The organism is Streptomyces sp. C10-9-1, from assembly GCF_024497955.1.
Lineage (GTDB): Bacteria > Actinomycetota > Actinomycetes > Streptomycetales > Streptomycetaceae > Streptomyces > Streptomyces sanyensis.
Genome location: NZ_JANHKP010000008.1, coordinates 138,606 through 164,423, shown reverse-complemented (window position 1 = coordinate 164,423; position 25,818 = coordinate 138,606). Strand labels below are relative to the sequence as shown.

Annotated in this window: 21 protein-coding genes; 7 read left to right on the top strand and 14 right to left on the bottom strand. The window is 71.8% G+C overall.

Annotation, left to right across the window (positions count from 1 at the left end; all coding sequences use genetic code 11):
- Nucleotides 1–3 precede the first annotated feature (3 nt).
- A complete protein-coding gene (locus NPS70_RS13470) occupies nt 4–1,287 on the bottom strand; it encodes an MFS transporter (RefSeq protein WP_256524440.1) in 1,284 nt (427 codons plus the stop codon).
- Nucleotides 1,288–1,427: 140 nt separating this feature from the next.
- Between NPS70_RS13470 and NPS70_RS13465 the strand changes: the two genes are divergently transcribed.
- The gene (locus tag NPS70_RS13465; protein ID WP_256524439.1) at nt 1,428–2,471 is read left to right on the top strand and encodes a LacI family DNA-binding transcriptional regulator; all 1,044 of its coding nucleotides are present in this window, start codon (nt 1,428–1,430) and stop codon (nt 2,469–2,471) included.
- 91 nt (nt 2,472–2,562) lie between these two features.
- On the opposite strand, the gene prcA is transcribed toward NPS70_RS13465, so the two are convergent.
- The 6 genes from prcA to arc all read right to left on the bottom strand — a co-directional run bounded on the left by prcA (nt 2,563) and on the right by arc (nt 8,476).
- A complete protein-coding gene (gene prcA / locus NPS70_RS13460; RefSeq protein WP_256524438.1) occupies nt 2,563–3,327 on the bottom strand; it encodes a proteasome subunit alpha in 765 nt (254 codons plus the stop codon).
- A gap of 35 nt (nt 3,328–3,362) precedes the next feature.
- Nucleotides 3,363–4,208 carry a proteasome subunit beta gene (prcB, locus tag NPS70_RS13455; RefSeq protein WP_256524437.1) on the bottom strand — a complete coding sequence of 282 codons (846 nt, stop codon included), beginning with the start codon at nt 4,206–4,208 and terminating at the stop codon, nt 3,363–3,365.
- Complete coding sequence (locus NPS70_RS13450; protein ID WP_308315010.1) at nt 4,160–4,336, bottom strand: endonuclease domain-containing protein; 177 nt, start codon at nt 4,334–4,336, stop codon at nt 4,160–4,162. The genes prcB and NPS70_RS13450 overlap by 49 nt, the downstream gene beginning before the upstream one ends.
- 226 nt (nt 4,337–4,562) lie before the next feature.
- Entirely contained in the window at nt 4,563–4,781 is a 219-nt protein-coding gene (locus NPS70_RS13445) for a ubiquitin-like protein Pup (RefSeq protein WP_256524436.1), read from the bottom strand.
- Between the two features lie 149 nt (nt 4,782–4,930).
- Complete coding sequence (dop, locus tag NPS70_RS13440) at nt 4,931–6,442, bottom strand: depupylase/deamidase Dop (RefSeq protein ID WP_256524435.1); 1,512 nt, start codon at nt 6,440–6,442, stop codon at nt 4,931–4,933.
- Nucleotides 6,443–6,709: 267 nt separating this feature from the next.
- Entirely contained in the window at nt 6,710–8,476 is a 1,767-nt protein-coding gene (gene arc, locus NPS70_RS13435; protein ID WP_256524434.1) for a proteasome ATPase, read from the bottom strand.
- Between the two features lie 263 nt (nt 8,477–8,739).
- On the opposite strand from arc, the gene NPS70_RS13430 reads away from it, so the two are divergent.
- Entirely contained in the window at nt 8,740–9,051 is a 312-nt protein-coding gene (locus NPS70_RS13430) for a ferredoxin (protein WP_256524433.1), read from the top strand.
- A gap of 64 nt (nt 9,052–9,115) precedes the next feature.
- Here the strand turns inward: NPS70_RS13430 and NPS70_RS13425 are convergent, their stop codons facing one another.
- The 3 genes from NPS70_RS13425 to NPS70_RS13415 all read right to left on the bottom strand — a co-directional run bounded on the left by NPS70_RS13425 (nt 9,116) and on the right by NPS70_RS13415 (nt 12,085).
- Nucleotides 9,116–9,700, bottom strand: coding sequence for a hypothetical protein (locus NPS70_RS13425; protein ID WP_256524432.1), 585 nt, complete (start codon nt 9,698–9,700; stop codon nt 9,116–9,118).
- Between the two features lie 219 nt (nt 9,701–9,919).
- Complete coding sequence (locus NPS70_RS13420; protein WP_256524431.1) at nt 9,920–10,807, bottom strand: tRNA (adenine-N1)-methyltransferase; 888 nt, start codon at nt 10,805–10,807, stop codon at nt 9,920–9,922.
- 18 nt (nt 10,808–10,825) lie between these two features.
- Nucleotides 10,826–12,085, bottom strand: coding sequence for a site-2 protease family protein (locus NPS70_RS13415; protein WP_256524430.1), 1,260 nt, complete (start codon nt 12,083–12,085; stop codon nt 10,826–10,828).
- Nucleotides 12,086–12,245: 160 nt separating this feature from the next.
- Between NPS70_RS13415 and NPS70_RS13410 the strand changes: the two genes are divergently transcribed.
- A complete protein-coding gene (locus NPS70_RS13410) occupies nt 12,246–13,226 on the top strand; it encodes a RecB family exonuclease (RefSeq protein ID WP_374211995.1) in 981 nt (326 codons plus the stop codon).
- A 13-nt stretch (nt 13,227–13,239) separates the two neighbouring features.
- Nucleotides 13,240–13,911: a response regulator transcription factor gene (locus tag NPS70_RS13405; protein WP_256524429.1), complete on the top strand. Its 672-nt coding sequence runs from the start codon at nt 13,240–13,242 to the stop codon at nt 13,909–13,911.
- Nucleotides 13,912–14,001: 90 nt separating this feature from the next.
- Here the strand turns inward: NPS70_RS13405 and NPS70_RS13400 are convergent, their stop codons facing one another.
- The 4 genes from NPS70_RS13400 to metH all read right to left on the bottom strand — a co-directional run bounded on the left by NPS70_RS13400 (nt 14,002) and on the right by metH (nt 22,072).
- Complete coding sequence (locus tag NPS70_RS13400) at nt 14,002–15,591, bottom strand: ABC transporter substrate-binding protein (protein WP_256524428.1); 1,590 nt, start codon at nt 15,589–15,591, stop codon at nt 14,002–14,004.
- Nucleotides 15,592–15,652: 61 nt separating this feature from the next.
- Nucleotides 15,653–17,254 (bottom strand): ABC transporter substrate-binding protein, encoded by a 1,602-nt coding sequence (locus NPS70_RS13395; protein WP_256524427.1) that lies wholly within the window; start codon nt 17,252–17,254, stop codon nt 15,653–15,655.
- A gap of 495 nt (nt 17,255–17,749) precedes the next feature.
- Nucleotides 17,750–18,451 carry an HAD family phosphatase gene (locus NPS70_RS13390; RefSeq protein ID WP_256524426.1) on the bottom strand — a complete coding sequence of 234 codons (702 nt, stop codon included), beginning with the start codon at nt 18,449–18,451 and terminating at the stop codon, nt 17,750–17,752.
- Between the two features lie 108 nt (nt 18,452–18,559).
- A complete protein-coding gene (gene metH, locus NPS70_RS13385; RefSeq protein WP_256524425.1) occupies nt 18,560–22,072 on the bottom strand; it encodes a methionine synthase in 3,513 nt (1,170 codons plus the stop codon).
- 271 nt (nt 22,073–22,343) lie between these two features.
- Here metH and NPS70_RS13380 point away from each other — a divergent pair, with 271 nt between their 5' ends.
- From NPS70_RS13380 to glpK, 3 genes are all read left to right on the top strand, one after another.
- On the top strand, nt 22,344–23,108 hold the full coding sequence (locus NPS70_RS13380) for an IclR family transcriptional regulator (protein WP_256524424.1): 765 nt from the start codon (nt 22,344–22,346) through the stop codon (nt 23,106–23,108).
- Between the two features lie 324 nt (nt 23,109–23,432).
- Complete coding sequence (locus NPS70_RS13375) at nt 23,433–24,227, top strand: MIP/aquaporin family protein (protein ID WP_256524423.1); 795 nt, start codon at nt 23,433–23,435, stop codon at nt 24,225–24,227.
- A 52-nt stretch (nt 24,228–24,279) separates the two neighbouring features.
- Entirely contained in the window at nt 24,280–25,806 is a 1,527-nt protein-coding gene (gene glpK, locus NPS70_RS13370; protein ID WP_256524422.1) for a glycerol kinase GlpK, read from the top strand.
- Nucleotides 25,807–25,818: the final 12 nt, after the last annotated feature.

Genomic DNA, 25,818 nt, shown 5'->3' with positions numbered 1-25,818 from the left:
ACATTACGCCTCACGGCCGGAGCTGAAACCGGGTTGGACGGCCCCGTTCCGATCAATTTGCGCTGCGCCTGCTCCGGCGGCCCCGTCCGGCGCGGGAAGGGCGGCCTCCCGGGCCGGGGCGGCCAGCACGCCCTGAGTGGCCGTCAGCACGAGCAGGGCCGCGAATCCGCCCGCCGCGGCGACCGCGAAGCTCCAGGGGGTGCCGCCGAGCTCGACCGCGGGCCCGGCGACGGCGGTGCCGAGCGCGGCGCCCACGCCGAAGGTGGTCACCAGCCAGGAGAAGGCCTCGGTGACCGTGCCGCGGGGCGCGTGCCGGTCCACGACGATGAACGCGCAGGCGATGGCCGGGGCCAGGAACACCCCGGCGAGCGCCGCGAGCGCGGTCATGGCCGCCACGCCCGGGGTGAGGACCAGGGGCAGGTAGCCGAGCGCCAGCAGGGCGGTGATGATCCGCAGCCGGCGCTCCGGCGGGCCGGCCCACTGCCGTGCCCCGTAGAGCACGCCGCCGACCAGCGCGCCGAGCCCCAGGGCCGCCATCAGCCAGCCGTAGACGCTCTGGCGGCCGTGGTCGTCGGCGTAGGCGACGCCCGCGACGGTGATCGAGCCGAGCGCGAGCCCGACGAAGAGGAAGGCGCCGAGGAGGGCGAGGAGGCCGGGCGAGCGCAGGGCGCCCAGCCAGTGCGCCTCGCGGGGCGCCGAGCGCCAGGTGCGCGAGGGCTCGGAGAGGACCACCGACAGGGCGCCGAGCAGGCCCAGGGCGTTGATGACCAGGAGGGCGGCCGCCGGCGACCAGAGCGATACCAGCAGGGTGACCAGCAGGGGGCCGACCGTGAACATGACCTCCTGGGCGACGGCGTCCATGGCGTAGGCCCGGTGGACGCGGTCCTCGCGCCCCAGGATGCCCGGCCACAGCGCCCGCAGCCCGCCCTCCAGCGGAGGGGTGAACAGGCCGGCCACCGCGACGGCGGTGTAGGCGAGGAGGAGGGAGCCGGTGCCGACGAGGGCGAGGAGCGCCATGCCGCACGCGGAGACCAGGGCGGCGGGGAGCTGCACGCGGGGCTGGCCGTGGAGGTCGACGGCCCGCCCGAGGAGCGGCTGGCCCACCGCGGTGGCCAGGCCGTAGACGGCCGCGAGGGCGCCGGCGAGGGTGTAGCTGCCGCCCTCGGCCCGGGTGAACAGCACGATCGCGATGTGCCCGGTGGCGTTGGGCAGGCGGCCCAGCAGCGTGCCCGCCAGCAGGCGCGCCGCGTGCGGCGCCCTGAGTATGTCCGCGTACCCGGCGGCCATCGGTCCTGCCCTTCTCCCCCGGACCACGCCGGAGTTTTACGTATAACGCGTTCCTTCATACGTACCATGACCCCAGTCCGCGGGTCCACCGCGCCGCCGCCCCGGACGAGCCGATCCCGCGCGGCCGAGGACGGGCACCCATGGCAGACTCCACCGGCCGCCCCCCTGCCGCCGGAGCGCCCGCACGCCCCACCAGCAAGGACGTGGCGCGGGCCGCCGGGGTCTCCCAGGCCACCGTCTCCCTGGTACTGGGCGAGAAGTGGCGGGGCCGGGTCTCGGAGCGGACCGCCGAGCTGGTGCGGGCCGCCGCCCGGGACATCGGCTACCGCCCCAACCTCGCCGCCCGCAACCTGCGCCTCGGCCGCACCCGGACCGCGCTGCTCGTGGTGCCCGCGCTGACCAACGAGTTCTTCGCCCGCGTCTACACCGGGGCCGCGGCCGTCGCGGCGCGCCACGGCTTCGGGGTGGTCCTCTACCCCTCGCCCCAGGGCACCGGCCTGGCCCGGGACCCCTTCGCCTCGGCCCGGGCGGCTCTGGACGGGGTGATCGCCTCCTCCATGGCCGCCGACGCCCTCAGCGCCATCCGCGGCACCGACCTGCCCCTGGTGATGCTGGACAGCGCCCCCGGAGCCACCGGTGCGGCCGCCCACGTCAACCTCGACGTCGCCGACGGCATGCGCCGGATCGCCGGGCACCTCCTCGGGCTCGGCCACCGGCGGATCGTGCACCTCGCCTCCGCCGTGCCCTCCTGGACCTTCGACGTCCGGGCCGCCGCCCTGCGCGAGGCGCTGGAGGGCGTGTCCGGCACCTCGCTCGGCACCGTCCGGGCGCCCCTCGAGGTCGACGCCGGCCGCCGGGCGGCGGAGCAGGCCCTGGCCTCCCCCGGAACACGGCCCACGGCTCTCGTCTGCGACGACGACATCCTCGCGGCGGGCGCGTGCAAGGCCGCCCGGCGGCTCGGGCTGCGGGTGCCCCACGACCTGTCGGTGACCGGCTTCGACGACGTGGCGCTCGCCCGCGCGCTGGAGCCGGAGCTCACCACCGTGCGGCTGCCCGCCGAGGAGGTCGGGGAGCGCGGTATGAAGGCCCTCCTGGACGTCCTGGAGGGCCGTCCCCCCGCCCTGGACCAGCTGCCGGTGAGCCTGGTCCCGAGGGGCTCCACGGCGCCGCCCCCGGCCCTCTGAGGGCTCCGCGGCCGGAGCCCGCCCGGGTGCGCGTGTGCCCCGGGCCCCGTACGTACGGGGCCCGGGGCACACGCGCACCCGGTGGGTGGGCCTACCGGGCCGACTCCCCCTCGTCCGGGTCGTCGGAGGGCGCGTCCGTCGGGGTGGTGGCCGCCTCCTCGGCCGCCAGCAGGCGCTCCAGCTGCCGGCCGACGATGCGCTTGAACTTCCGCTGCTGCGGCCGGGTGCGGTCCAGCACCGCGACCTCCAGGCGCTCCGCGGGGATCTCCCGGTCGCTGCCGTTGGCCTGGCTGGACAGCGCCTGGACCGCGAGCTTCAGCGCCTCCGCAAGGGACATCCCGTCGCGGTGGCGCTGGTCCAGGAAGCCGCTGATCTGCTCGGCGTTGCCGCCGACGGCCACCGAGCCGTGCTCGTCCACGATGGAACCGTCGTGGGGCAGCCGGTAGATCTGGTCGCCCTCGGGCTGGTCGCCGACCTCGGCCACCACCAGCTCCACCTCGTAGGGCTTCTCCCCCGCGCTGGAGAAGATGGTGCCCAGGGTCTGCGCGTAGACGTTCGCCAGGCCGCGGGCCGTCACGTCGTCGCGGTCGTAGGTGTAGCCCCGCAGGTCGGCGTAGCGGACGCCGCCGATCCGCAGGTTCTCGTACTCGTTGTACTTGCCCGCGGCGGCGAAGCCGATGCGGTCGTAGATCTCACTGAACTTGTGCAGGGCACGGGACGGGTTCTCGCCGACGAACACGATGCCGTCGGCGTATTGCAGCACCACGAGGCTGCGACCGCGCGCGATGCCCTTGCGGGCGTACTCCGCCCGGTCGGCCATCGCCTGCTGAGGCGAGACATAGAACGGTGTCGACACCGGCTATCCGTCCCTTTCTGTCGAAGGCGAAAACATCAGAGCAGCGCGGCGCGGGGGCCGTCGGGGTGTGCCAGGCGGCCGTCGAGGACGGCGCGTGCGAGGTCCGACGTCTCCGCGTCCGCCAGCCGGCGGTAGCCCTCGTCCGTGATCACCGTGACGATGGGGTAGATCCGCCGGGCCATGTCCGGCCCGCCGGTCGCCGAGTCGTCGTCCGCGGCGTCGTAGAGCGCCTGGACGACCAGCGTCGTCGCCTCCTGCTCGGTCAGGTCGTCGCGGAAGAGCTTCTTCATCGAGCCGCGGGCGAAGAGGGAGCCGGAACCGGTCGCCGCGTATCCCTGCTCCTCGGAGCGGCCGCCCGTGACGTCGTAGGAGAAGATCCGGCCGCGCTGCCGGTCGAGGTCCCAGCCGGCGAACAGCGGCACCACGGCCAGGCCCTGCATCGCCATCCCGAGGTTGCTGCGGATCATCGTCGACAGCCGGTTCGCCTTGCCCTCCAGGGACAGCTGCGCCCCCTCGACCTTCTCGAAGTGCTCCAGCTCCAGCTGGAAGAGCTTGACCATCTCCACGGCCAGGCCCGCCGTGCCGGCGATGCCCACCGCCGCGTACTCGTCGGCGGGGAAGACCTTCTCGATGTCGCGCTGCGCGATCATGTTGCCCATCGTGGCGCGGCGGTCGCCCGCGAGCACCACTCCGCCCGGGAAGGTGGCGGCCACGATCGTGGTGCCGTGCGGGGCCTCGATGGCGCCCTGCACCGGCGGCAGCACGCGCCTGCCGGGAAGCAGCTCGGGCGAGTGCTCCCCCAGGAAGTCCATGAAGGACGACGAGCCGGGCGTCAGGAAGGCAGCCGGTAGACGCCCGGTGCTACGAGTGTTGGCTTCCACGCGTTTCCCTCCAGGTGTGCGATGGCCCGCCGCAGGGCGCCGGGGTCGTCCCCCCACGTGCCGCCGGCCGGATTGCAGTCGATGCACCGTATGCCACGGACCCTACCCGCCCCGTGGCGGTGATCCACATGTTCGGACGAAGCCGCGGGAAGCGGTCCGCGGACGGTGCCGAAACGGTTCGGAGACCGGGCGCGACCGATCGGACCGGCACCGGGAAGCGGTCCGGATCCGACACGGTCCGGGAGCCCGCGCACACGGCGCGGGCCGGGGCCCGGATACGCCGCGCGGCCTGGACCCGCCAGGCCGCGCGCCGTGTACCGCACCCTCGGAGGAGCCGCCCGTGGGCGCCCTCCGCTACTCGCCGCCCTTCTGCACGAAGGAGCGCACGAAGTCCTCGGCGTTCTCCTCCAGGACGTCGTCGATCTCGTCGAGGACCGAGTCCACGTCGTCCGAGAGCTTCTCCTGGCGCTCCTGGAGGTCGCCCGCCGCCTGCGCCTCCTGCGCCTGCTCGTCGGTCTCCTCGGTGGAACGCGTGGCCTTCTGCTGTCCGCCGCCGGTGTCCTTGGTCGCCATGTCCCTCACCCCGCTCGTTTCGCCCTGACGTGGGTTCGTTTCGGTCAAGATCAGACCCTACAAGCCGGGCCCGGTGCCGGCCCCGCGCTTCACTCAACGTCCGGGGACCACCATGGTCATTCCCGGTTCTGAGCGTCTTCAGCCCCGGATCAGCTGCCCGAGAGGACCTTCACCAGGTCCTCGGCCGTGCGGCAGCGGTCCAGGAGGTCCTTCACGTGCTCGCGGGTGCCGCGCAGCGGCTCCAGCGTGGGCACCCGCTGGAGCGAGTCCCGCCCCGGCAGGTCGAAGATCACGGAGTCCCAGGAGGCCGCGGCCACGTCGTCGGCGTACTGCTCCAGGCAGCGGCCCCGGAAGTAGGCGCGGGTGTCCTCGGGAGGGCTGCTCTCGGCCCGCCGGACCTCGGGCTCGTCGAGCAGCCGCTTCATCCGCCCCCGGGCCGCCAGCCGGTTGTACAGGCCCTTCTCCGGGCGCACGTCCGCGTACTGGAGGTCGACGAGGTGGAGGCGGGCGGCGTCCCAGTCGAGGCCGTCCCGGCGCCGGTAGCCCTCCATCAGCTCCCGCTTGGCCACCCAGTCCAGCTCGCCGGCGAGGCTCATGGGGTCGCTCTCCAGCCGGTTGAGGGTGTCCTCCCAGCGGGTGAGCACGTCCATGGTCTGCTCGTCGGCGTCGGCCCCGTAGCGTTCCTCCACGTACTTGCGCGCGAGCTCGAAGTACTCCATCTGGAGCTGCACCGCGGTCAGCATCCGGCCGCTGCGGAGCGTGACCAGGTGCCGGAGGTCCGGGTCGTGGGAGACCTGGTGCAGGGTGCGCACCGGCTGCTCCACGGCCAGGTCGACGGTGACGAAGCCGTCCTCGATCATGGACAGCACCAGCGCCGTGGTGCCCAGCTTGAGGTAGGTGGAGATCTCCGAGAGGTTGGCGTCGCCGATGATCACATGGAGGCGCCGGTACTTCTCCGCGTCGGAGTGGGGCTCGTCGCGGGTGTTGATGATCGGCCGCTTCAGCGTGGTCTCCAGCCCCACCTCGACCTCGAAGTAGTCGGCGCGCTGGCTGATCTGGAAGCCGTGCTCGTGGCCGTCCTGGCCGATGCCGACCCGGCCCGCACCGGTGACGACCTGCCGGGAGACGAAGAAGGGCGTCAGGTGGCGCACGATGTCCGAGAAGGGCGTCTCCCTCTTCATCAGGTAGTTCTCGTGCGTGCCGTAGGAGGCGCCCTTGTTGTCGGTGTTGTTCTTGTAGAGGTGGATCGGCTGGGCGCCGGGCAGCTGGGCCGCCCGCTCGGCCGCCTCCGCCATGATCCGCTCCCCCGCCTTGTCCCAGAGCACGGCGTCGCGCGGGTTGGTCACCTCGGGCGAGCTGTACTCCGGGTGGGCGTGGTCGACGTAGAGGCGGGCGCCGTTGGTGAGGATCACGTTGGCGAGGCCGATGTCCTCGTCGGTCAGCTGGCTGGAGTCGGCCGCCTCCCGGGCGAGGTCGAAGCCGCGGGCGTCCCGCAGCGGGTTCTCCTCCTCGAAGTCCCAGCGGGCTCGCCGCGCCCGGTGCATCGCCGCCGCGTAGGCGTTGACGATCTGGGACGAGGTGAGCATGGCATTGGCGTTCGGGTGGCCGGGGACGGAGATCCCGTACTCCGTCTCGATGCCCATTACTCGCCGTACGGTCATGCGGCCCTCCTTGCCCGGCGGCGCCCCCTTCGCGGGGTGACGCTCAGATACCGCTGCTCTCCGGTGCGCGTGCGGAGCTCTTCCCCGCCGCGCCGCTCGGCGATACCGGAGAGCCTATTGCGCCGCTGCACGGGAGGGGAGATCGATTGCGTCATTGCTGGTGGTACGGGGTCACCTGGCCGGAAAGCGGCCGGCTGCGGATGCTGGGAGTCCTCCCGCCCCCGCGCGAGCGGGGACGGGGGACGGGCATCCGCAGCCGCCGTCGCCCTACAGGTACTGGCCGGTGTTGGCCACCGTGTCGATGGACCGGCCGGTGTCGGCGCCCTGCTTTCCGGTGACCAGGGTGCGGATGAACACGATCCGCTCGCCCTTCTTTCCGGAGATGCGGGCCCAGTCGTCGGGGTTGGTGGTGTTGGGCAGGTCCTCGTTCTCCTTGAACTCGTCCACGCACGCCTGGAGCAGGTGCGCGACGCGGATGCCCTTCTGGTCGTGGTCGAGGAAGGCCTTGATCGCCATCTTCTTGGCCCGGTCCACGATGTTCTGGATCATCGCGCCGGAATTGAAGTCCTTGAAATAGAGGACTTCCTTGTCACCGTTGGCGTAGGTGACCTCCAGGAAGCGGTTCTCCTCGGATTCCGCGTACATCTGCTCCACGACCGACTGGATCATGGCGCCGGCGGCCGCCTCCCGGGACCCGCTGTGCTCGCCGAGGTCGTCGGCGTGGAGCGGGAGGCCCGGGGTGAGGTACTTGGCGAAGATGTCCTTGGCGGCCTCCGCGTCCGGACGCTCGATCTTGATCTTCACGTCGAGCCGGCCGGGGCGCAGGATCGCGGGATCGATCATGTCCTCGCGGTTGGAGGCACCGATCACGATCACGTTCTCCAGCCCCTCGACGCCGTCGATCTCGGCGAGGAGCTGGGGGACGATGGTGTTCTCCACGTCCGAGCTGACGCCCGAGCCGCGGGTACGGAAGAGGGACTCCATCTCGTCGAAGAAGACGATGACGGGCGTGCCCTCGCTCGCCTTCTCCCTGGCCCGCTGGAAGACCAGGCGGATGTGCCGCTCGGTCTCGCCGACGTACTTGTTGAGCAGCTCGGGGCCCTTGATGTTCAGAAAGTAGCTCTTGCCCGCGGGCTGTCCGGTGACCTCGGCGACCTTCTTGGCAAGGGAGTTGGCCACCGCCTTGGCGATGAGCGTCTTGCCGCAGCCGGGCGGGCCGTAGAGCAGGATGCCCTTGGGCGGCCGCAGCTCGTGCTCCTTGAACAGGTCGGGGTGGAGGTAGGGGAGCTCGACCGCGTCCCGGATCATCTCGATCTGGCCGCCGAGGCCGCCGATCCGGTCGTAGTCGACGTCGGGGACCTCCTCGAGGACCAGCTCCTCGACCTCGCTCTTGGGGATGACCTCGTAGACGTATCCCGAGCGCGGCTCCAGCAGCAGGGCGTCGCCGGGGCGGATGGTGGTGTCCAGCAGCGGCTCGGCGAGCCTGACCACCCGCTCCTCGTCGGTGTGCCCGATCACCAGGGCGCGCTCGCCGTCCTCCAGGATCTCCTTGAGGGTGACGATGTCGCCGGCGCGCTCGAACTCCATGGCCTCGACCACGTTGAGCGCCTCGTTGAGCATCAGCTCCTGGCCGCGCCGGAGCTCGTCGAGCTCCACCCCGGGGCTGACGTTCACCCGGAGCTTGCGGCCCCCGGTGAAGATGTCGCACGTGCCGTCCTCGTTGGCCTGGAGGAAGACGCCGAAGCCCGCGGGGGGCTGCGCAAGGCGGTCCACCTCCTCCTTGAGGGCCACGATCTGGTCACGGGCCTCACGGAGCGTGTTGGCGAGCCGCTCGTTCTGCGCGGACACGCCGGCCAGGTTGGTCTGCAGCTCGACGATCCGCTCTTCGAGAATCCTCGTATGACGCGGAGAGTCGGCGAGCTTGCGGCGCAGGACGGCGATTTCCTGCTCGAGATAGGCAACCTGACCGGCGGGGTCCTCGGACCCGCGACCGGGCCGGATGCCGCGGTTGATGTCGTCGTCGTGGGCTGCCACGGTCCTCACCTCCTCCAAGGGGAGCTGGACGCTTCCTGACCCTACCTGTGTGGGTGGTGATTGAAACCCCTAGATCACAAAGACGGAAGGGGTGTGTCCGATCTTCACCCTTGCGCTCTCCCCGTGTCAGGGGGAATACCCAGGAGATACCCACCCCGCACCACCGGAAAGCCGTCGGTTGTATGGTCGAAGCGTTCAACACCCGTCAGAGCTGGCGCGACTTGCTTCGTTTCGCCGCACCGACGAAGGAAACGGCAGGAGAGATGACCGTGCAGCACGAGGTTCCCACCGACGGCGCCCAGGAGGCGCTCGAGGTCTGGATCGACCAGGACCTGTGCACCGGGGACGGTATCTGCGCGCAGTACGCGCCCGAGGTCTTCGAGCTGGACATCGACGGGTTGGCCTATGTGAAGTCCGCCGACGACGAGCTGCTCCAGGCCCCCGGCGCCACGACGCCCGTCCCGCTCCCGCTGCTCACGGACGTGGTGGACTCGGCCAAGGAGTGCCCGGGCGACTGCATCCATGTGCGTCGGGTTTCGGACAGGGTCGAGGTCTACGGCCCCGACGCCGGCTGAGACCCCGCGGCGGACGGGCGCACCGGCCCGTCACCGGGCGTGAGGCGTCACTCCGCGTGAGCTCTCAGACACCGAGCGCCGCGGGCCCGGCGGCGCGTATGAACGTCCCGCCCCGCCAGCTCCATTCCGCCTCCTCGCGTATGTCCGGGCAGCAGCCGGGCACGGCGGCCGAGGAGTAGCCGAGCAGGGTCGCGGTGACCGATCCGCCGTCGACCGCGAGCGCGTCGACGCTGAACTTGTCGGCGGGCGGCACCAGGGTGGCCACGGTCCGGGGTGTGCCGTCCCGGGTGGCGGCGAGGACGTACAGGCCGTGCGGCGGGGTGCCGGAGCCCGCGTCGCAGCGGGCCGCCACGACCGTCTCCGGCCGGCCGTCCCCGTCCAGGTCCCCGGTGGCCCGCGCGGTCACGACACTGCCCAGGTCCCCGCAGACGAGCGGCAGCTCGACGGCGTCGGGGTCGGGTGCGGCCGGTGCCGCGGCACCGGGCGCGGTCCCCGCGGCGGCCGCGAGGGGCTCCGGGGACGCGGTGGCGGCGTGGGGCTGGAACAGCCCCGCGGCCGCCACGACCGCGGCCATGGCCGTCGCCGTGAGGAGCCAGTGCGCCGGGCGGGCGTGGGTGTGCGCGAGGTCCGGGACGACGGGGGTCTGCACGCCGGGGGTCTCCTGAGGGGTCGTGCGGAGGGGGTGGCCAGCATCGTGCCACACGTCACACGCCCGCGGAACAGGGGGGTCCGTGTCCGTTCGGAAGGGCCGCGGCGCCGTCCCCGGTCCGGCGGCGGCGCCAAGACGGCGGCGCCGCAGCCGAGTTCCCCCGGTTCGGGCGGAACCCGGCGGCGGCGCCGGGGGGTTGTGCGTCGGTCTGCGGAGGCGTCAGCCCTTGTTCGGGCCCTCGTAGTCCTCGCCGTAGGCGCCCTTGGCCGGGCGGCGGCGGCGCATCGGCGGCTCCACCCCGTCGGCGAGGCGGCGGGCGGTCACCAGGAACCCGGTGTGCCCGATCATCCGGTGGTCCGGCCGCACGGCCAGGCCCTCGACGTGCCAGTTGCGGACCATCGACTCCCAGGGCTGCGGCTCGGCGAAGCAGCCGATCTCCCGGATGGACTCCACGGTGCGCGCCAGCTGGGTCGTGGTGGCCACGTAGCAGCAGAGGATGCCGCCGGGCACCAGGGCCTTGGAGACGGCCTCCAGGCACTCCCAGGGGGCGAGCATGTCCAGGATGACCCGGTCGACGTCGGCGTCGCTGAGGTTGTCCTGGAGGTCGCCGACCGTGAGCTGCCACGCGGGGTGCGGGCCCCCGAAGTAGCGCTCCACGTTCTGCTGCGCGATCTCGGCGAAGTCGGCACGGCGCTCGTAGGAGTGGAGCATGCCGTGGTCGCCGATGGCGCGCAGCAGGAAGGCGCTCAGCGAGCCGGAGCCGACACCGGCCTCCACGACGCGCGCGCCGGGGAAGATGTCGGCGAAGGCCAGGATCTGCCCCGCGTCCTTGGGGTAGACCACGGCGGCGCCGCGGGGCATGGACAGGACATAGTCGGGGAGCAGGGGGCGCAGCGCGAGGTAGGCCACGTTTCCCGTGGTACGGACGACACTGCCCTCGGGAGCGCCGATCAGCTCGTCGTGCGGGAAGGAACCCTTGTGGGTGTGGAAGTTCTTCCCGGCTTCGAGCGTGAACGTGTAGTGGCGTCCCTTGGGGTCGGTGAGCTGGACCTGGTCCCCGACCTTGAAGGGCCCGCGACGGCGGGCGGCACCGGTCGGTTCGGACATGTGACCAGAGTACCGGGGTCAGGACGAGGGTCGTGCCATGGCCTGGACGAAGGCCCGCTCGACGTCCGCGGTGGAGAGCACCCCGTAGATGGCCCCGTCCTCCTCGACGACCAGGTACTCGGTGGCCGGGGTCGCACGCAGGTGGTCCAGGAGCGCCTCGCCCGCGAGGCCGGCGGGCACCCGCATGCCCTCGGCGAGGTCCTGGGCGAGGGTCCCGGCGGCCACCCACGGGCGCCGGTGCTCGGGAACGCCCACGATGCCCGACTCGCGCACGATGCCGGTGGCCTCGCCCTGGCCGTCGACCACCACCAGGGCCCGCGCGCCGGCCTCGTTGGCGCGGCGCAGGGCCTCGGACAGGGGCGTGCCCGTCTCCACGGGCACGGCACGGCGGGTGAGCGCGCGGGCGGCCAGCTCGGGCAGGTGCTCGCGCAGCCGCGCCATGCGCAGGCTGTTCCCGGCTCCGGTCCAGATGATCGCGGCGAGGATCGCGGCGAGCAGGGCGTCGGTGACGGTCTCCATGCCGCCGACCTCCTGCCCGCCCCCCAGGGCCCCGGTGTGGGTGACCAGGGGCAGCCCGACGAGCACGGCGACGGCCAGCGCCCGGCCGACCCAGGCGGCGGCGACGGTGCCCGCCATGGGCTTCCCGGTGATCTTCCACACCACGGCGCGCAGCATCCGGCCCCCGTCCAGCGGGAGGCCGGGGAGCAGGTTGAAGGCGGCGACGATCAGGTTGGAGATCATCAGCCCCGCGAGCAGCACCCCGGGGACGGTGCCGGGCTCCACGGCGGCCATGGCGAGGTAGAAGACCCCGGCCAGGACGAGGGAGAGCAGCGGCCCGACGAAGGCGAGGACGAACTCGCGCCCCGGTGTCTCGGTCTCCTTCTCGATCTCGGAGACGCCCCCGAAGAACTGGAGCTGGATCCGGCGGACGGGCAGCTTGAAGCGCAGCGCGGCGACGGTGTGCGCGAGTTCGTGGACGAGGACCGAGGCGTAGAAGGCGACGGCGAAGAAGAGCGAGACGAGGTAGCGGGCGCCCCCGAGGTCGGGGAGCACGCGGTCGAGCTGGCCGCCGAAGACCCAGGTGATCAGTGCGGCGACGACGAACCAGCTGGGTGCCACGTACACGGGCACGCCGAAGGGGCGGCCCATGAGGATGCCGCCTCCGGGGGCGGCCCGGCGCTTGGCGCCGCCGTCCGGTGCCGCGCCGCCCTCGCCGCTCGCGGCGCCCGACCGGGCCCGCGGCCGCTCGCGCTCGCCGCCGGTGTCGTCCTGTTTCACGGGGTCCCTTCGTCGGTGGTGCTGATCGCCGGGTCGGTGGTGCCCGCCGCCGGTCGCCGCCGCTGCGGCCGGGTCTGCTCCTTCGAGCATGCCCGGGCGAAGGGCCTGTCATCGATGGTATGCCGATCGCTGTCGTCGGCGGGCCGTAGGGTCTTACCCCATGAGTACGAGTCAGCCGTCCACCGGCGGCCTCCCCGCGGAGGGCGGGGAGCAGGAGCAGCAGGCCGGGCCGCCGTCGGTCCCGGCGCAGCAGGGCGGCGGCACCGCCCCGGCGGCCCCCGGCCGGGCCCCGGCCGGGCCGACGTCGCTCTCGCCGTCGCGCGCGAACGACTTCATGCAGTGCCCGCTGCTGTACCGGTTCCGGGTCATCGACCGGCTCCCGGAGCGGCCGAGCGAGGCCGCGACCCGCGGCACGCTGGTGCACGCGGTCCTTGAGCGGCTGTTCGACGATCCGGCCGCGGAGCGGACGGCGGTGCGGGCGCGGGAGATGGTTCCGGGCCAGTGGGACCGGCTGCTGGCCTCGCGGCCGGAGCTGGCCGGGCTCTTCGCCGAGGACGCGGGGGGCGAGCGGCTCGCGCGCTGGCTGGGCGAGGCCGAGCGGCTGGTGGAGCGCTGGTTCTCGCTGGAGGACCCGACGCGGCTGGAGCCGGCCGAGCGGGAGCTGTTCCTGGAGGCGGAGCTGGACTCCGGCCTGCGGCTGCGCGGGGTGATCGACCGGGTCGACGTGGCGCCGACCGGCGAGGTGCGCATCGTGGACTACAAGACCGGCAAGGCGCCGCGCCCGGAGTACAGCGAGGGCGCGATGTTCCAGATGACCTTCTACGCGCTGGTCGTCTGGCGTCTCAAGGGGGTGCTGCCGCGTCGGCTCCAGCTGGTCTACCTGGGCAGCGGCGACGTGCTGACGTACGACCCGGTCATGGCCGACCTGGAGCGGATGGAGCGCAGGCTGCTGGCGCTGTGGGAGGCGATCCGGGAGGCCACCCGCACGGGCGACTGGCGGCCCCGGCGGACGAAGCTGTGCGGCTGGTGCGACCACCAGACGTTCTGTCCCGAGTTCGGCGGCACTCCCCCGGTCTATCCGCTGGGTGTCTCCCCGGCCGGATCCGCCCGGGACGGTGAGGGCAGAATGGGCCCGGTCTAGAGAAGGAGTTCCCGTGGCGATCCGCGTCCTGCTGGTGGACGACCAGCCGCTGCTGCGCACCGGCTTCCGCATGATCCTGGAGGCGGAGCCGGACCTCGCGGTGGTCGGCGAGGCCGGTGACGGCCTGCAGGCCCTCGACCAGGTGCGGGCGCTCCAGCCCGACGTGGTGCTGATGGACATCCGCATGCCGCGGATGGACGGGGTGGAGGCGACCCGCCAGATCACCGGGCCCGGCCGGGACGGCCCGGCGAAGGTGCTGGTCCTGACCACCTTCGACCTGGACGAGTACGTGGTGGAGGCGCTGCGCGCCGGCGCCAGCGGGTTCCTGCTCAAGGACGCCCCGGCCAACGAGCTGGTGCAGGCGATCCGGGTGGTCGCCGCGGGCGAGGCGATGCTGGCGCCCAGCATCACCCGGCGGCTGCTCGACAAGTACGCGGACCACCTGCCCTCGGGCGAGGAGGCCGTGCCGGACACGCTGAACACGCTGACCGACCGCGAGGTGGAGGTCCTGAAGCTGGTGGCGCGGGGCCTGTCGAACGCGGAGATCGCGGCGGACCTCTTCGTCAGCGAGACCACGGTCAAGACGCACGTCGGGCATGTGCTGACCAAGCTCGGCCTGCGCGACCGGGTGCAGGCGGCGGTCTACGCGTACGAGAGCGGGCTGGTGCGTCCCGGAGCCCAGTGAGGCGCCGGGGCACGGGCAGGGGAGCGAAGCCGGGGCCCGGCGGGGAAGGTGTCCTTCCCCGCCGGGCCCCGGCTCTGTGCGGGAGGCCGTTCAGCTCTTGCGGATCTCCCAGAAGCGGAAGATCGTCGACGCGTCCAGGGTCCACTCCAGCCCGGTGACGCCCGCGCGGGCCACCGCGTACTGCTTGCCCTGCCACAGCGGCAGCAGCGGGACGTCCTCGGCGACGATGTCCTGCAGCCGGCCGAAGTCCGCCTCGATCGCGGTCCGGTCCGTCATGGCGGAGGTCCGGGGGATGATGTCCCCGGTGATCTTCTTGTTCTCGTAGCGGTTGGCGAGCACGTTGTCCGGGCCGAAGAACGGCTGGGTGAAGTTGTCCGGGTCCGGGTAGTCGGGGACCCAGCCCTTGACGTAGACGCCGTACTTCCCGGCCTGGACGTCCTTCTCGTACTGCTTCAGAGGCACGGATTCGACCGAGGCGTCGAAGAGCCCGCTGGCGTTGAGCTGCTCGGCGAGCGTGCGGAGCGTCTGGTCGGTGGCCGGGCCGTAGCGGACCGGGGTGGACCAGAGGGTCAGCCGCACCTTCTCGGTGATGCCGGCGTCCCGCAGCACCTCGCGGGCCTGGTCGGGCTGCGGGGTGCCGCCGTAGCGGTCGAAGAAGGCGGTGTTGTGGGTGCCGATACCGGCCGGGACGATCGAGTACAGGGAGGTGGCCGTGGACTGGTGGACGTCCCTGACCAGGGCGTCGCGGTCGACGAGGTAGGCCACGGCCTGCCGCACGGCCGGCTGGCCGGCGATCGGGTCGTCCATGTTGAACACCAGGTGCTGGACCTCGGCGCTGGTGCCCTCCACGATCGAGATCCGGGTGTCGCCCGCGGAGCGGGAGCCCTGGAGCTCGGCTATCTGGCCGGCCCCGAGGCCGCGGTAGGCGACGTCGACGTCGCCGTTCGTCAGCGCTTCGGCGAGGCGCTCCTGGTCCCCGTGGAAGAAGCTGAGCGTGATGCCGCCGTTCTGCGGCTCGGCGCTGCCCTTGTACTCGGGGTTGACCGAGAAGACGGCGCGGTCCTCGTCGAAGGAGTCCAGCCGGTACGGCCCGGATCCGACGGCCTTGCGGTCGGTGCGCAGCTCTCCGGCCTCGTACTCGCGGTGGTCCACGATGGAACCCGCACCCGAGGCGATCTTGCTGGGGAAGGTGGCGTCCGGTGCCTTCAGGTGGAAGACGACCGTCCTGTCGTCGGGCGTCTCGATGCGGTCGATGGAGGTGAGCAGCGGCACGGGGCCGCTGTCGCTGTCGATGCCCAGCGCGCGCTCGAAGGAGAACTTCACGTCTTTCGAGGTCAGCTTGTTGCCGTTGCTGAAGGTGAGGCCCTCGCGGAGCGTGCACTGGTAGACCGTGCTGCCGCCGGCCTCGAAGGAGCAGGTCTCCGCGGCCTCCGGCTGCGGGGTGGTGCTGCCCTTGGGGAAGCTCAGCAGCGACTGGAAGACGTTGTTGAACAGCAGCCACGAACCGGGGTCGTAGCCGTCCGCGGGGTCGGTGGCCAGGACCTCGTCGGACATGCCGACGACGATCCGGGACTCTCCGCCGCCCGCGTCGCCGCCGCGGTCGGTGCCGCAGCCGGCCAGCAGGACGGCGGACAGGCCGACGGCGAGGGGCGCGGTGCCCTTTCTGAATGTTGCCTTCACAGAACGTGCCTCTTGGTCTCTCAAGCCGGCCGCCCGGTTCGCGCGGCCGCGTGACGGGGGGTCAGACCTCGCCGCGAGCCAGCTCCCACAGCTGGAGGTCGGAGCTCGCGTTGAGGGTCCACTCGACGCCCGTGAGGTCGTCACGGGCGGCGACGTACTGCTTGCCCTGCCACAGCGGCAGCACCGGGACCTCGTCGGCGACGATGTCCTGGATGCGCTGGAACGCCGGGGCCGCGGCGGCGCGGTCCGCCTCTCGGCGGGACTGCGGGATGAGCGTGCGGATCTCCTGGTTCGCGTAGGGCGAGTTGAGGAAGTTGCCCTCGTCCAGGAAGGGGGCGGTGTAGTTGTCCGGATCCGGGAAGTCGGGGAACCAGCCGAGCCCGTAGACGGCGAAGTCGCCGCGCTTCTGGGCCGCGCGGAACGTGGACCAGTCGGAGCCCTTGACGGTCACGTCGAAGAGCTTGGTGGCGTTCAGCTGGTCGCGCAGGGTCTCGAACTCCTTGGCGGTGCCGTCACCGTAGTGGTCGGTGGTGAAGTTCAGCTCCAGGCGGACCGGGGTGTCGACTCCCGCCTCGGCGAGGAGGGCGGCGGCCTTCTCGGGGTTCGGGTCGCCGTAGGTGTTGTAGAAGGCGTTGGTGTGGGCGCCGATGGTGCGGGGGATCAGCGAGTACAGCGGCTCGGCGGTGGAGCCGTAGACCTGGCTGACGAGCCGTCCCCGGTCGACGACGGCGGCCATCGCCCGGCGGACCGCCTTGTCCTTCACCGAGGGGGCCTCGGTATTGAAGGCCAGGTAGCGGATCTCCAGGCCGGGCACCTCGGTCAGCTCGACGCCCTCCTTCGGGCTGAGCGACAGGTTCTTGATCATCTCGGGCGACATGGAGCGGGTCATCATGTCGATCTCACCGGCCTCCAGGGCCCGGCCCATCGCCTCGGCGCTGTCGAAGGAGCGCAGCTCGACGCGGTCGTTGCGGAGCTTGACGTCGCCCTTGTAGTGCTCGTTGCGGGTGAAGACGATCCTGGTGGCCCGCTCGCCCTCGGTCTCGGCGCGCATCGTGTAGGGGCCGCTTCCGTCGACGGCCAGGCCCTCGCGCAGCCTCTGCCCGTCGTACTTCTCCGGGCTGACGATGGCGGCGACCGGCGTCGACAGCTTGTAGGGGAAGGTGGCGTCGGGGGTGGAGAGGTGGAAGACGATCTCGTCGTCGCCCTTGGTCTCGATGGTGTCGATGGTGGACAGCAGGGCCGCGGTCCCGTTGCCGGCGTCGATGTCGAGGACGCGCTCCAGGGAGAACTTCACGTCCTCGGCGGTGACGGGGGTCCCGTCGGAGAAGCTGAGGCCGGGGCGGAGCTTGCAGCGGTAGCTCTCGCTGGCGGTGTCCGTGAAGGAGCAGGACTCCGCGGCGTCCGGGACGGGAGCGCCCCCGCCGCGCGGGGTGTGCATCAGGGTCTGGACGCTCTGCCGCAGCACGTTCCAGGCCCCGGTGTCGTAGGCGTAGGCCGGGTCCAGGGGAGCGGGCGAGTCGGCATCCGCCGTGAAGCGGTCGGTGGTCCCCACCACGATGGTGTCACCGCCACCGGAGCCGGCGCCCTCCGTACTGCCGCAGGCGACGAGCACGGGGGCGAGCAGGCCGGTCAGGGCCAGCGGCACCAGGGTCTTGCGGTTCATCGTGGACTTCTCTCCTCGTCCGTCCGGCACTGGGTGCAGCGCCATGCGCAGATCGCTCCACCGTCTCCGCCCGGTCGGGGCGGCACGATCGGGCCGGTTGCACAAGCGATCGGGCCGGTGTTCTCCGGTGGCCTGGTGGGCCTTCGGGACGCCACGGCATGGCGGCGGAGTTCTCGCGACGAGATTAGTAGGCGGCGCCAGGAAAGCGTGAACGGGCCCGAGTTGGCCCGTAATCGCTGAGTGATCACGCCCGCCTACCCGGAGACACCCGCGACGAGGATGATTCATACGCTCACCCATCAAAACGGTCACCCGGCGGCCCCCGGATCCCCGGACAACGCCCTCGTGGACGTACCACGGATGCACGGGGAGTGAGCAATGTCACGCCCATGGGCTCGTACGGTGATTACCTATCGGCCATCTGGAAGATGGCGGAAATCCCATGGCGGCCGCCCGGAGTTCCCGGTGAATTCATCCTGCACGGACCGTGTGCTTTCAGCGCCGGGCGGTGATGAGGGTCCGCAGGAACAGCAGGTCCACTTCCTCCAGGGACGCCACGACGGTGCGGCCCGCCGCGGGCTGGATGGGCGCGAGGGAGGGCACCGCCACGACCCGGCACCCGGCCGCCTCGGCCGAGGCCACCCCGGTGGCCGTGTCCTCGACCACGGCGCACCGCGCGGGCTCCGCGCCGAGCCCGCGGGCCGCGAGGAGGTAGGGGTCCGGGTGGGGCTTGGTGCGGGGCACCTCGTCGCCGGCCACGGAGAGCGCGAAGCGGTCCGCGCCGAGCGAGTCCAGGACCCGGTCGATGATCCGCCGGTGCGAGGCGGAGACCAGGGCCGTGGGGACGTTGTGGCGGGAGAGCTCCCCGAGCAGCCGCTCGGCACCCGGCATCAGGGGCACGCCGAGGCCGATGCGCTCCTCGAAGCGGTCGTTGAGCAGCACGGTCAGCTCCGGGAGGGTGATGTCCGCGCCGGTCGCCTCGATCAGGTAGCCGGCACTGCGGGTCATCGGCCCGCCGACCACCACGTCGCGCCATGCCTCGTCCAGCCGGTGCCCGAGGCCGGCGAAGACCTCGACCTCCGCCTCCCACCAGAAGCCCTCGGTGTCCACGAGGGTCCCGTCCATGTCGAGCAGGACGGCCTGCAGGGCCGCCCCGTCCGCGGGACGGGTCAGGGACGCGGGGACCGTGCTGGTCATAGGCACACCTCCGGGAGGGACGAGAAGGCCGGCCACCCTCCCCCGCGGCGTGACCGCGGTGGCAGGTGACCGGCCTGCACTGGACCGACCAGTGTACGACTCGTCCGATCAGCGTGCGTTGAAATACTTCGCCTCGGGGTGGTGGATGACGATGGCGTCGGTGGACTGCTCGGGGTGCAGCTGGAACTCCTCGGACAGGTGGACGCCGATGCGCTCGGGCCCCAGCAGGGAGGCGATCTTGGCGCGGTCCTCCAGGTCGGGGCAGGCGCCGTAGCCGAGGGAGAAGCGCGCCCCGCGGTACTTCAGGGCGAACATGTCCTCCACCTGGTCCGGGTCCTCCCCCGCGAAGCCGAGTTCGGCGCGCACCCGGGCGTGCCAGTACTCCGCGAGCGCCTCGGCGAGCTGCACGGACAGGCCGTGGAGCTCCAGGTAGTCGCGGTAGGCGTCGGCGGCGAACAGCCGGGCGGTCTCCTCGCCGATCCGGGAGCCGACCGTCACCACCTGCAAACCGACCACGTCCGTCTCCCCGCTGTCCTCGGGGCGGAAGAAGTCGGCCAGGCACAGCCGCCGTCCGCGGCGCTGGCGGGGGAAGGTGAAGCGGGTGCGCTCGGCCCCGCTGTCGTCCAGGATGATCAGGTCGTCGCCCTTGGAGACGCAGGGGAAGTAGCCGTGCACCACGGCGGCCTCGAGGAGGTTGTCGGTCTGGAGCCTCTCCAGCAGCCCCCGCAGCCGCGGGCGCCCCTCGGTCTCGGCCAGCTCCTCGTAGCTGGGCCCGTCGCCCTTGCGGTTCTGCTTCAGCCCCCACTGCCCCTTGAACAGGGCGCCCTCGTCCAGCCAGGACGCGTAGTCCCTCAGCTGGATGCCCTTGACCACCCGGGTGCCCCAGAAGGGCGGGGAGGGGACCGGGTTGTCGGTCGCGACGTCGGACCGCCCCGGGCTCTCCGGCTCGCCCTCCTCCGCCACCGCGGCGCCGCCGGCCCGCACCCGGCGCTGCTTCAGCTCCGGCAGTGCGGCACCGGGGGTGCCGCGCTTGACGGCGATGAGGGCGTCCATCAGGCGCAGGCCCTCGAAGGCGTCGCGGGCGTAGCGGACCTCCCCCTCGTAGATGTCGTGGAGGTCCTGCTCCACGTAGGCGCGGGTGAGGGCGGCTCCGCCGAGGATGACGGGGTAGTCGGCGGCCAGGCCGCGCTGGTTGAGTTCCTGGAGGTTCTCCTTCATGATCACCGTGGACTTCACCAGCAGGCCGGACATGCCGATGACGTCCGCCCGGTGCTCCTGCGCGGCGTCCAGGATCGCCGAGACGGGCTGCTTGATGCCCAGGTTGACCACGGTGTAGCCGTTGTTCGACAGGATGATGTCGACCAGGTTCTTGCCGATGTCGTGCACGTCCCCGCGCACCGTGGCCAGCACGATGGTGCCCTTGCCCGCGTCGTCGGTCTTCTCCATGTGCGGCTCCAGGTGGGCCACCGCGCTCTTCATCACCTCGGCCGATTGCAGCACGAACGGGAGCTGCATCTGCCCCGACCCGAAGAGCTCGCCGACGACCTTCATCCCCTCCAGCAGGGTGTCGTTGACGATGTCCAGCGCCGGCCGCCCGGTCAGCGCCTCGTCGAGGTCGGCCTCCAGGCCGTTCTTCTCGCCGTCGATGATCCGGCGCTGCAGCCGCTCCTCCAGCGGCAGCGCGGCCAGCTCCTCGGCCTTGCCGGCCTTCAGGGAGGTGGCCGTGGCCCCCTCGAACAGCGCCATGAGCTTCTGCAGCGGGTCGTAGCCCTCGGAGCGCCGGTCGTAGATCAGGTCCAGGGCGGTGTCGACCTGCTCCTTCTCGAACCGGGCGATCGGCAGGATCTTCGAGGCGTGCACGATCGCGGAGTCCAGACCCGCCTTGACGCACTCCTCCAGGAAGACGGAGTTGAGCAGGATCCGGGCGGCCGGGTTCAGCCCGAAGGAGATGTTCGACAGCCCCAGGGTGGTCTGCACCGCGGGGTGGCGCCGCTTCAGCTCCCGGATCGCCTCGATCGTGGCGATGCCGTCGCCGCGGGACTCCTCCTGCCCGGTGCAGATCGTGAACGTCAGGGTGTCGATGAGGATGTCCGACTCCTCGATGCCCCAGTTCCCCGTCAGGTCCGCGATGAGCCGCTCGGCGATCGCGACCTTCGCCTCCGCCGTCCGGGCCTGGCCCTCCTCGTCGATCGTCAGCGCGATCAGCGCCGCGCCGTGCTCCTGCGCCAGCCGGGTCACCCGGGCGAACCGGGAGTCGGGGCCGTCGCCGTCCTCGTAGTTGACGGAGTTGATGACGGCGCGGCCGCCCAGCTTCTCCAGCCCCGCCCGGATGACGTCGACCTCGGTGGAGTCCAGGACGATCGGCAGGGTGGAGGCCGTCGCGAACCGGCCCGCCAGCTCCTCCATGTCGGCCACCCCGTCCCGGCCGACGTAGTCCACGCACAGGTCCAGCATGTGCGCGCCCTCGCGGATCTGGTCGCGGGCCATCTCGACGCAGTCGTCCCACCGGCCCTGGAGCATCGCCTCGCGGAACTTCTTCGACCCGTTGGCGTTCGTCCGCTCCCCGATCGCCAGGTAGGCGGTGTCCTGGCGGAACGGCACCGACTGGTACAGGGACGCGGCGCCCGGCTCGGGACGCGGGTCGCGGCCGCCGGGAGCCACCCCCCGGACCCGCTCGACCACCTGCCGCAGGTGCTCCGGCGTCGTGCCGCAGCACCCGCCCACCAGCGACAGGCCGTACTCGCGCACGAAGCCCTCCTGCGCGTCCGCCAGTTCGGCGGCGGTCAGCGGGTAGTGCGCCCCCTGCTTCGTCAGCACCGGCAGACCGGCGTTCGGCATGCACGACAGCGGCACGCGGGCGTGGTGCGCGAGGTACCGCAGGTGCTCGCTCATCTCCGCGGGGCCCGTCGCGCAGTTCAGGCCGATCATGTCGATCCCCAGCGGCTCCAGGGCCGTCAGCGCCGCGCCGATCTCCGAGCCCAGGAGCATCGTCCCGGTGGTCTCCACGGTCACCGAGCAGATCAGCGGCAGCTCCAGGCCCAGGGCCTCCATCGCCCGCCGCGCTCCGATGACCGAGGACTTCGTCTGGAGCAGGTCCTGGGTGGTCTCCACCAGCAGGGCGTCCGCCCCGCCCGCGATCAGGCCCTCGGCGTTGCGCTGGTAGGCGTCGCGCAGCGTCGTGAAGGCGGCGTGGCCGAGCGTGGGGAGCTTGGTGCCCGGCCCCATGGATCCCAGCACCCAGCGCTGCCGCCCCGTCGAGGCGGTGGCGGAGTCGGCCGCCTCCCGGGCGAGGCGCGCACCGGCCTCGGACAGCTCCAGCACCCGCTCGGGGATGTCGTACTCGGCGAGGGCGGCGAAGTTCGCGCCGAAGGTGTTGGTCTCCACGCAGTCGACGCCGGCGGCGAAGTACTCCTCGTGGACCGAGCGGACGATGTCCGGCCGGGTGACGTTCAGGACCTCGTTGCAGCCCTCCAGGTTCTGGAAGTCCTCCAGGGAGGGGTCCTGCGCCTGGAGCATGGTGCCCATCGCCCCGTCGGCCACCACCACCCGGGTGGCGAGCGCTTCGCGCAGCGCGTCGATGCGGCTGCGGCTGTCGGCGGACGGGGTCGGCAACGAGGCCATGGATGTACTCCCTGGGATGCGACGGCTGTCGGCTTTGCGCCCTCGGCGGGAGGACGCACGCAGCCAGAGTAGCCGCGGCGTCCCGTTCGTCGTCGATGCGTCCCACGAGACGGACGGAACCAATCATTCCGGCTTTCCGTCGGCCACTGCGGCGGGGGATACTCGCCATGCGGCGACCAAGGTCGACATCGACCGATAGTGTTCAGCATTGTCGAACGCTGCTTGTCGCACCCCACGCGGCGCACCGAAGTGGAGAGAAGGGCCGGTCCCGATGGCGAAGAACATCCAGTCCCTGGAGCGGGCGGCCGCGATGCTGCGGCTCCTCGCGGGCGGCGAGCGCCGGCTGGGGCTGTCGGACATCGCCTCCTCGCTCGACCTCGCGAAGGGGACCGCCCACGGCATCCTGCGCACCCTCCAGGCCGAGGGCTTCGTCGAGCAGGACCCGGCGTCCGGCCGCTACCAGCTGGGGGCGGAACTGCTGCGCCTCGGCAACAGCTACCTCGACGTCCACGAGCTGCGGGCGCGCGCCCTGGTCTGGACGGACGACCTGGCGCGGTCCAGCGGCGAGAGCGTGCACCTCGGCGTGCTGCACCAGCACGGGGTCCTCATCGTCCACCACGTCTTCCGGCCCGACGACAGCCGCCAGGTCCTGGAGGTCGGGGCCATGCAGCCGCTGCACTCCACCGCCCTCGGCAAGGTCCTGGCCGCCTACGACCCCGTCGCCCACACGGAGGCCGTCGAGGTGGAGCGCGAGGCCTTCACCCCGGCGACCGTCACCGGCCTGGACGACTTCGAGTCGGTGCTGGACCTCACCCGCGCCAAGGGGTGGGCCTCGGACGTGGAGGAGACCTGGGAGGGCGTGGCCTCGGTCGCCGCCCCCATCCACGACCGCCGCCGGATGCCCGTCGGGGCGGTGGCCGTCACCGGCGCCGTGGAGCGGGTCTGCAACGGCGGGGAGCTGCGTTCGGAGCTGGTGGCCGCGGTGCGCGACTGCGCCCGCGCGGTCTCCCGCGACCTGGGCGCCGGCCGCTTCTGACCTGCGGCGCCGCCGGCGCGACCACCGTCCACCAGGCCCGCCCCGGGATGCCGGGGGCGGGTCTGGCGTGTTTCGGGCGGGCGCCCGCACCCCGGCGGGCGCATCATCGGATAACGATCCGGGTTTCGGCCGTACAACCCTTGACGTTGTCTTCACCCCAGGGCAAAACTGCCGTTCATCGGTCGGCATTGTCGAACACCTAACGGCAATACGCGTTAGAGTGTGACGGCGCCAAGGGCCGGAAATCGCCCTCACCTGAGGGCGCGGACCACCGGAGGGACCCGGGGTTCGCCTTCCCCTGGACGAAGGACAAAGGAGTCGCGGGTGTCCAGCTCCGACATCTTCATCGGCGAGACCATCGGTACCGCCGTACTCATCCTGCTCGGTGGCGGCGTGGTCGCCGCCGTCGTACTCAAGCGCTCCAAGGCGCAGAACGCGGGCTGGCTGGCCATCACCTTCGGGTGGGGCTTCGCGGTCATGACCGCCGTCTACATGACGGGAGCGCTCTCCGGCGCCCACCTCAACCCGGCCGTCACCCTCGGTATCGCGATCAAGGACAACGACTGGGGCAACGTCCCGGTCTACTTCGCCGGACAGCTGCTCGGTGCCATGATCGGTGCGGTCCTGGTCTGGCTCGCCTACTACGGCCAGTTCCGCGCGCATCTCACCGACCCCGAGGTCATCGGCGAGCCGATCGACGAGAAGGCCATCGAGGGACCGCACGACGAGAGCGCCTCCGCGGCCGGTCCGGTCCTCGGCGTCTTCTCCACCGGTCCCGAGATCCGCAACGTCTGGCAGAACCTCGCGACCGAGATCATCGGCACCCTGGTGCTGGTCCTCGCCGTGCTCACCCAGGGCCTCAACGACAGCGGCAAGGGCCTCGGCCCGGTCGGCGGGCTCATGGTCGCCCTGGTCGTCGTCGGCATCGGCCTCTCGCTCGGCGGCCCCACCGGCTACGCCATCAACCCGGCGCGAGACCTCGGACCGCGCATCGTGCACGCCCTGCTCCCGCTGCCGAACAAGGGCGGCTCCGACTGGAGCTACTCGTGGATCCCCATCGCCGGACCGCTGGTCGGCGCGGCGCTCGCAGCGGGTATCTACAACCTCGCGTTCGCCTGACGCACAGCAGCCGTACGAGCCCCACACCACGAGACCTGAGCAGGAGCACACCGTGACCGACGCACACACCACCGGCCCCTTCATCGCGGCCATCGACCAGGGCACCACCTCCAGCCGCTGCATCGTCTTCGACAAGGACGGCCGCATCGTCTCCGTCGACCAGAAGGAGCACGAGCAGATCTTCCCGAAGCCGGGCTGGGTCGAGCACGACGCCACCGAGATCTGGACCAACGTCCAGGAGGTCGTGGCGGGAGCGATCGAGAAGGCCGGCATCACCTCCGCCGACGTGAAGGCGATCGGCATCACCAACCAGCGCGAGACCACGCTGCTGTGGGACAGGAACACCGGCGAGCCCGTCCACAACGCCATCGTCTGGCAGGACACCCGCACCGACGCCCTCTGCAAGGAGCTCGGCCGCAACGTCGGCCAGGACCGCTTCCGCCGCGAGACGGGCCTGCCGCTGGCGTCCTACTTCGCCGGTCCCAAGGCCCGCTGGCTGCTGGACAACGTCGAGGGGCTGCGCGAGCGCGCGGAGCGCGGCGACATCCTCTTCGGCACCATGGACTCCTGGGTCATCTGGAACCTCACCGGCGGCACCGAGGGCGGCGTCCACGTCACCGACGTGACCAACGCCTCGCGCACCATGCTGATGAACCTGCACACCATGGAGTGGGACGACAAGATCCTCCAGTCCATGGAGCTGCCCGCCGCGATCCTTCCGGAGATCCGCTCCTCGGCCGAGGTCTACGGCCTCGCCAAGGGCGGCGCCCTCGACGGCGTGCCCGTCGCCTCCGCCCTGGGCGACCAGCAGGCCGCGCTCTTCGGGCAGACCTGCTTCGCCGAGGGCGAGGCCAAGTCCACCTACGGCACCGGCACCTTCATGCTGATGAACACCGGCGACACCCCGGTGAACTCCTACAACGGCCTGCTCACCACCGTCGGCTACCGCATCGGCGACCAGAAGCCCGTCTACGCCCTGGAAGGCTCCATCGCCGTCACCGGGTCCCTGGTGCAGTGGATGCGCGACCAGATGGGCCTGATCAACTCCGCCGCCGAGATCGAGACCCTGGCGCTCTCCGTCGAGGACAACGGCGGCGCCTACTTCGTCCCCGCCTTCTCCGGCCTCTTCGCCCCCTACTGGCGCTCCGACGCCCGGGGCGTGATCGCCGGACTGACCCGGTACGTCACCAAGGCGCACATCGCCCGTGCCGTGCTGGAGGCCACCGCCTGGCAGACCCGCGAGATCACCGACGCAATGACCAAGGACTCCGGCGTCGAGCTCACCGCGCTCAAGGTCGACGGCGGCATGACCTCCAACAACCTGCTGATGCAGACCCTCTCGGACTTCCTGGACGCTCCCGTGGTGCGCCCCATGGTCGCCGAGACCACCTGCCTCGGCGCCGCCTACGCCGCCGGCCTGGCCGTCGGCTTCTGGCCCGACACCGACGCGCTGCGCGCCAACTGGCGCCGTGCCGCCGAGTGGACCCCGCGCATGGACGCCGAGACGCGTGAGCGCGAGTACAAGAACTGGCTCAAGGCCGTGGAGCGGACCATGGGCTGGCTCGACGAGGAAAACTGACGAGGAGCAGCA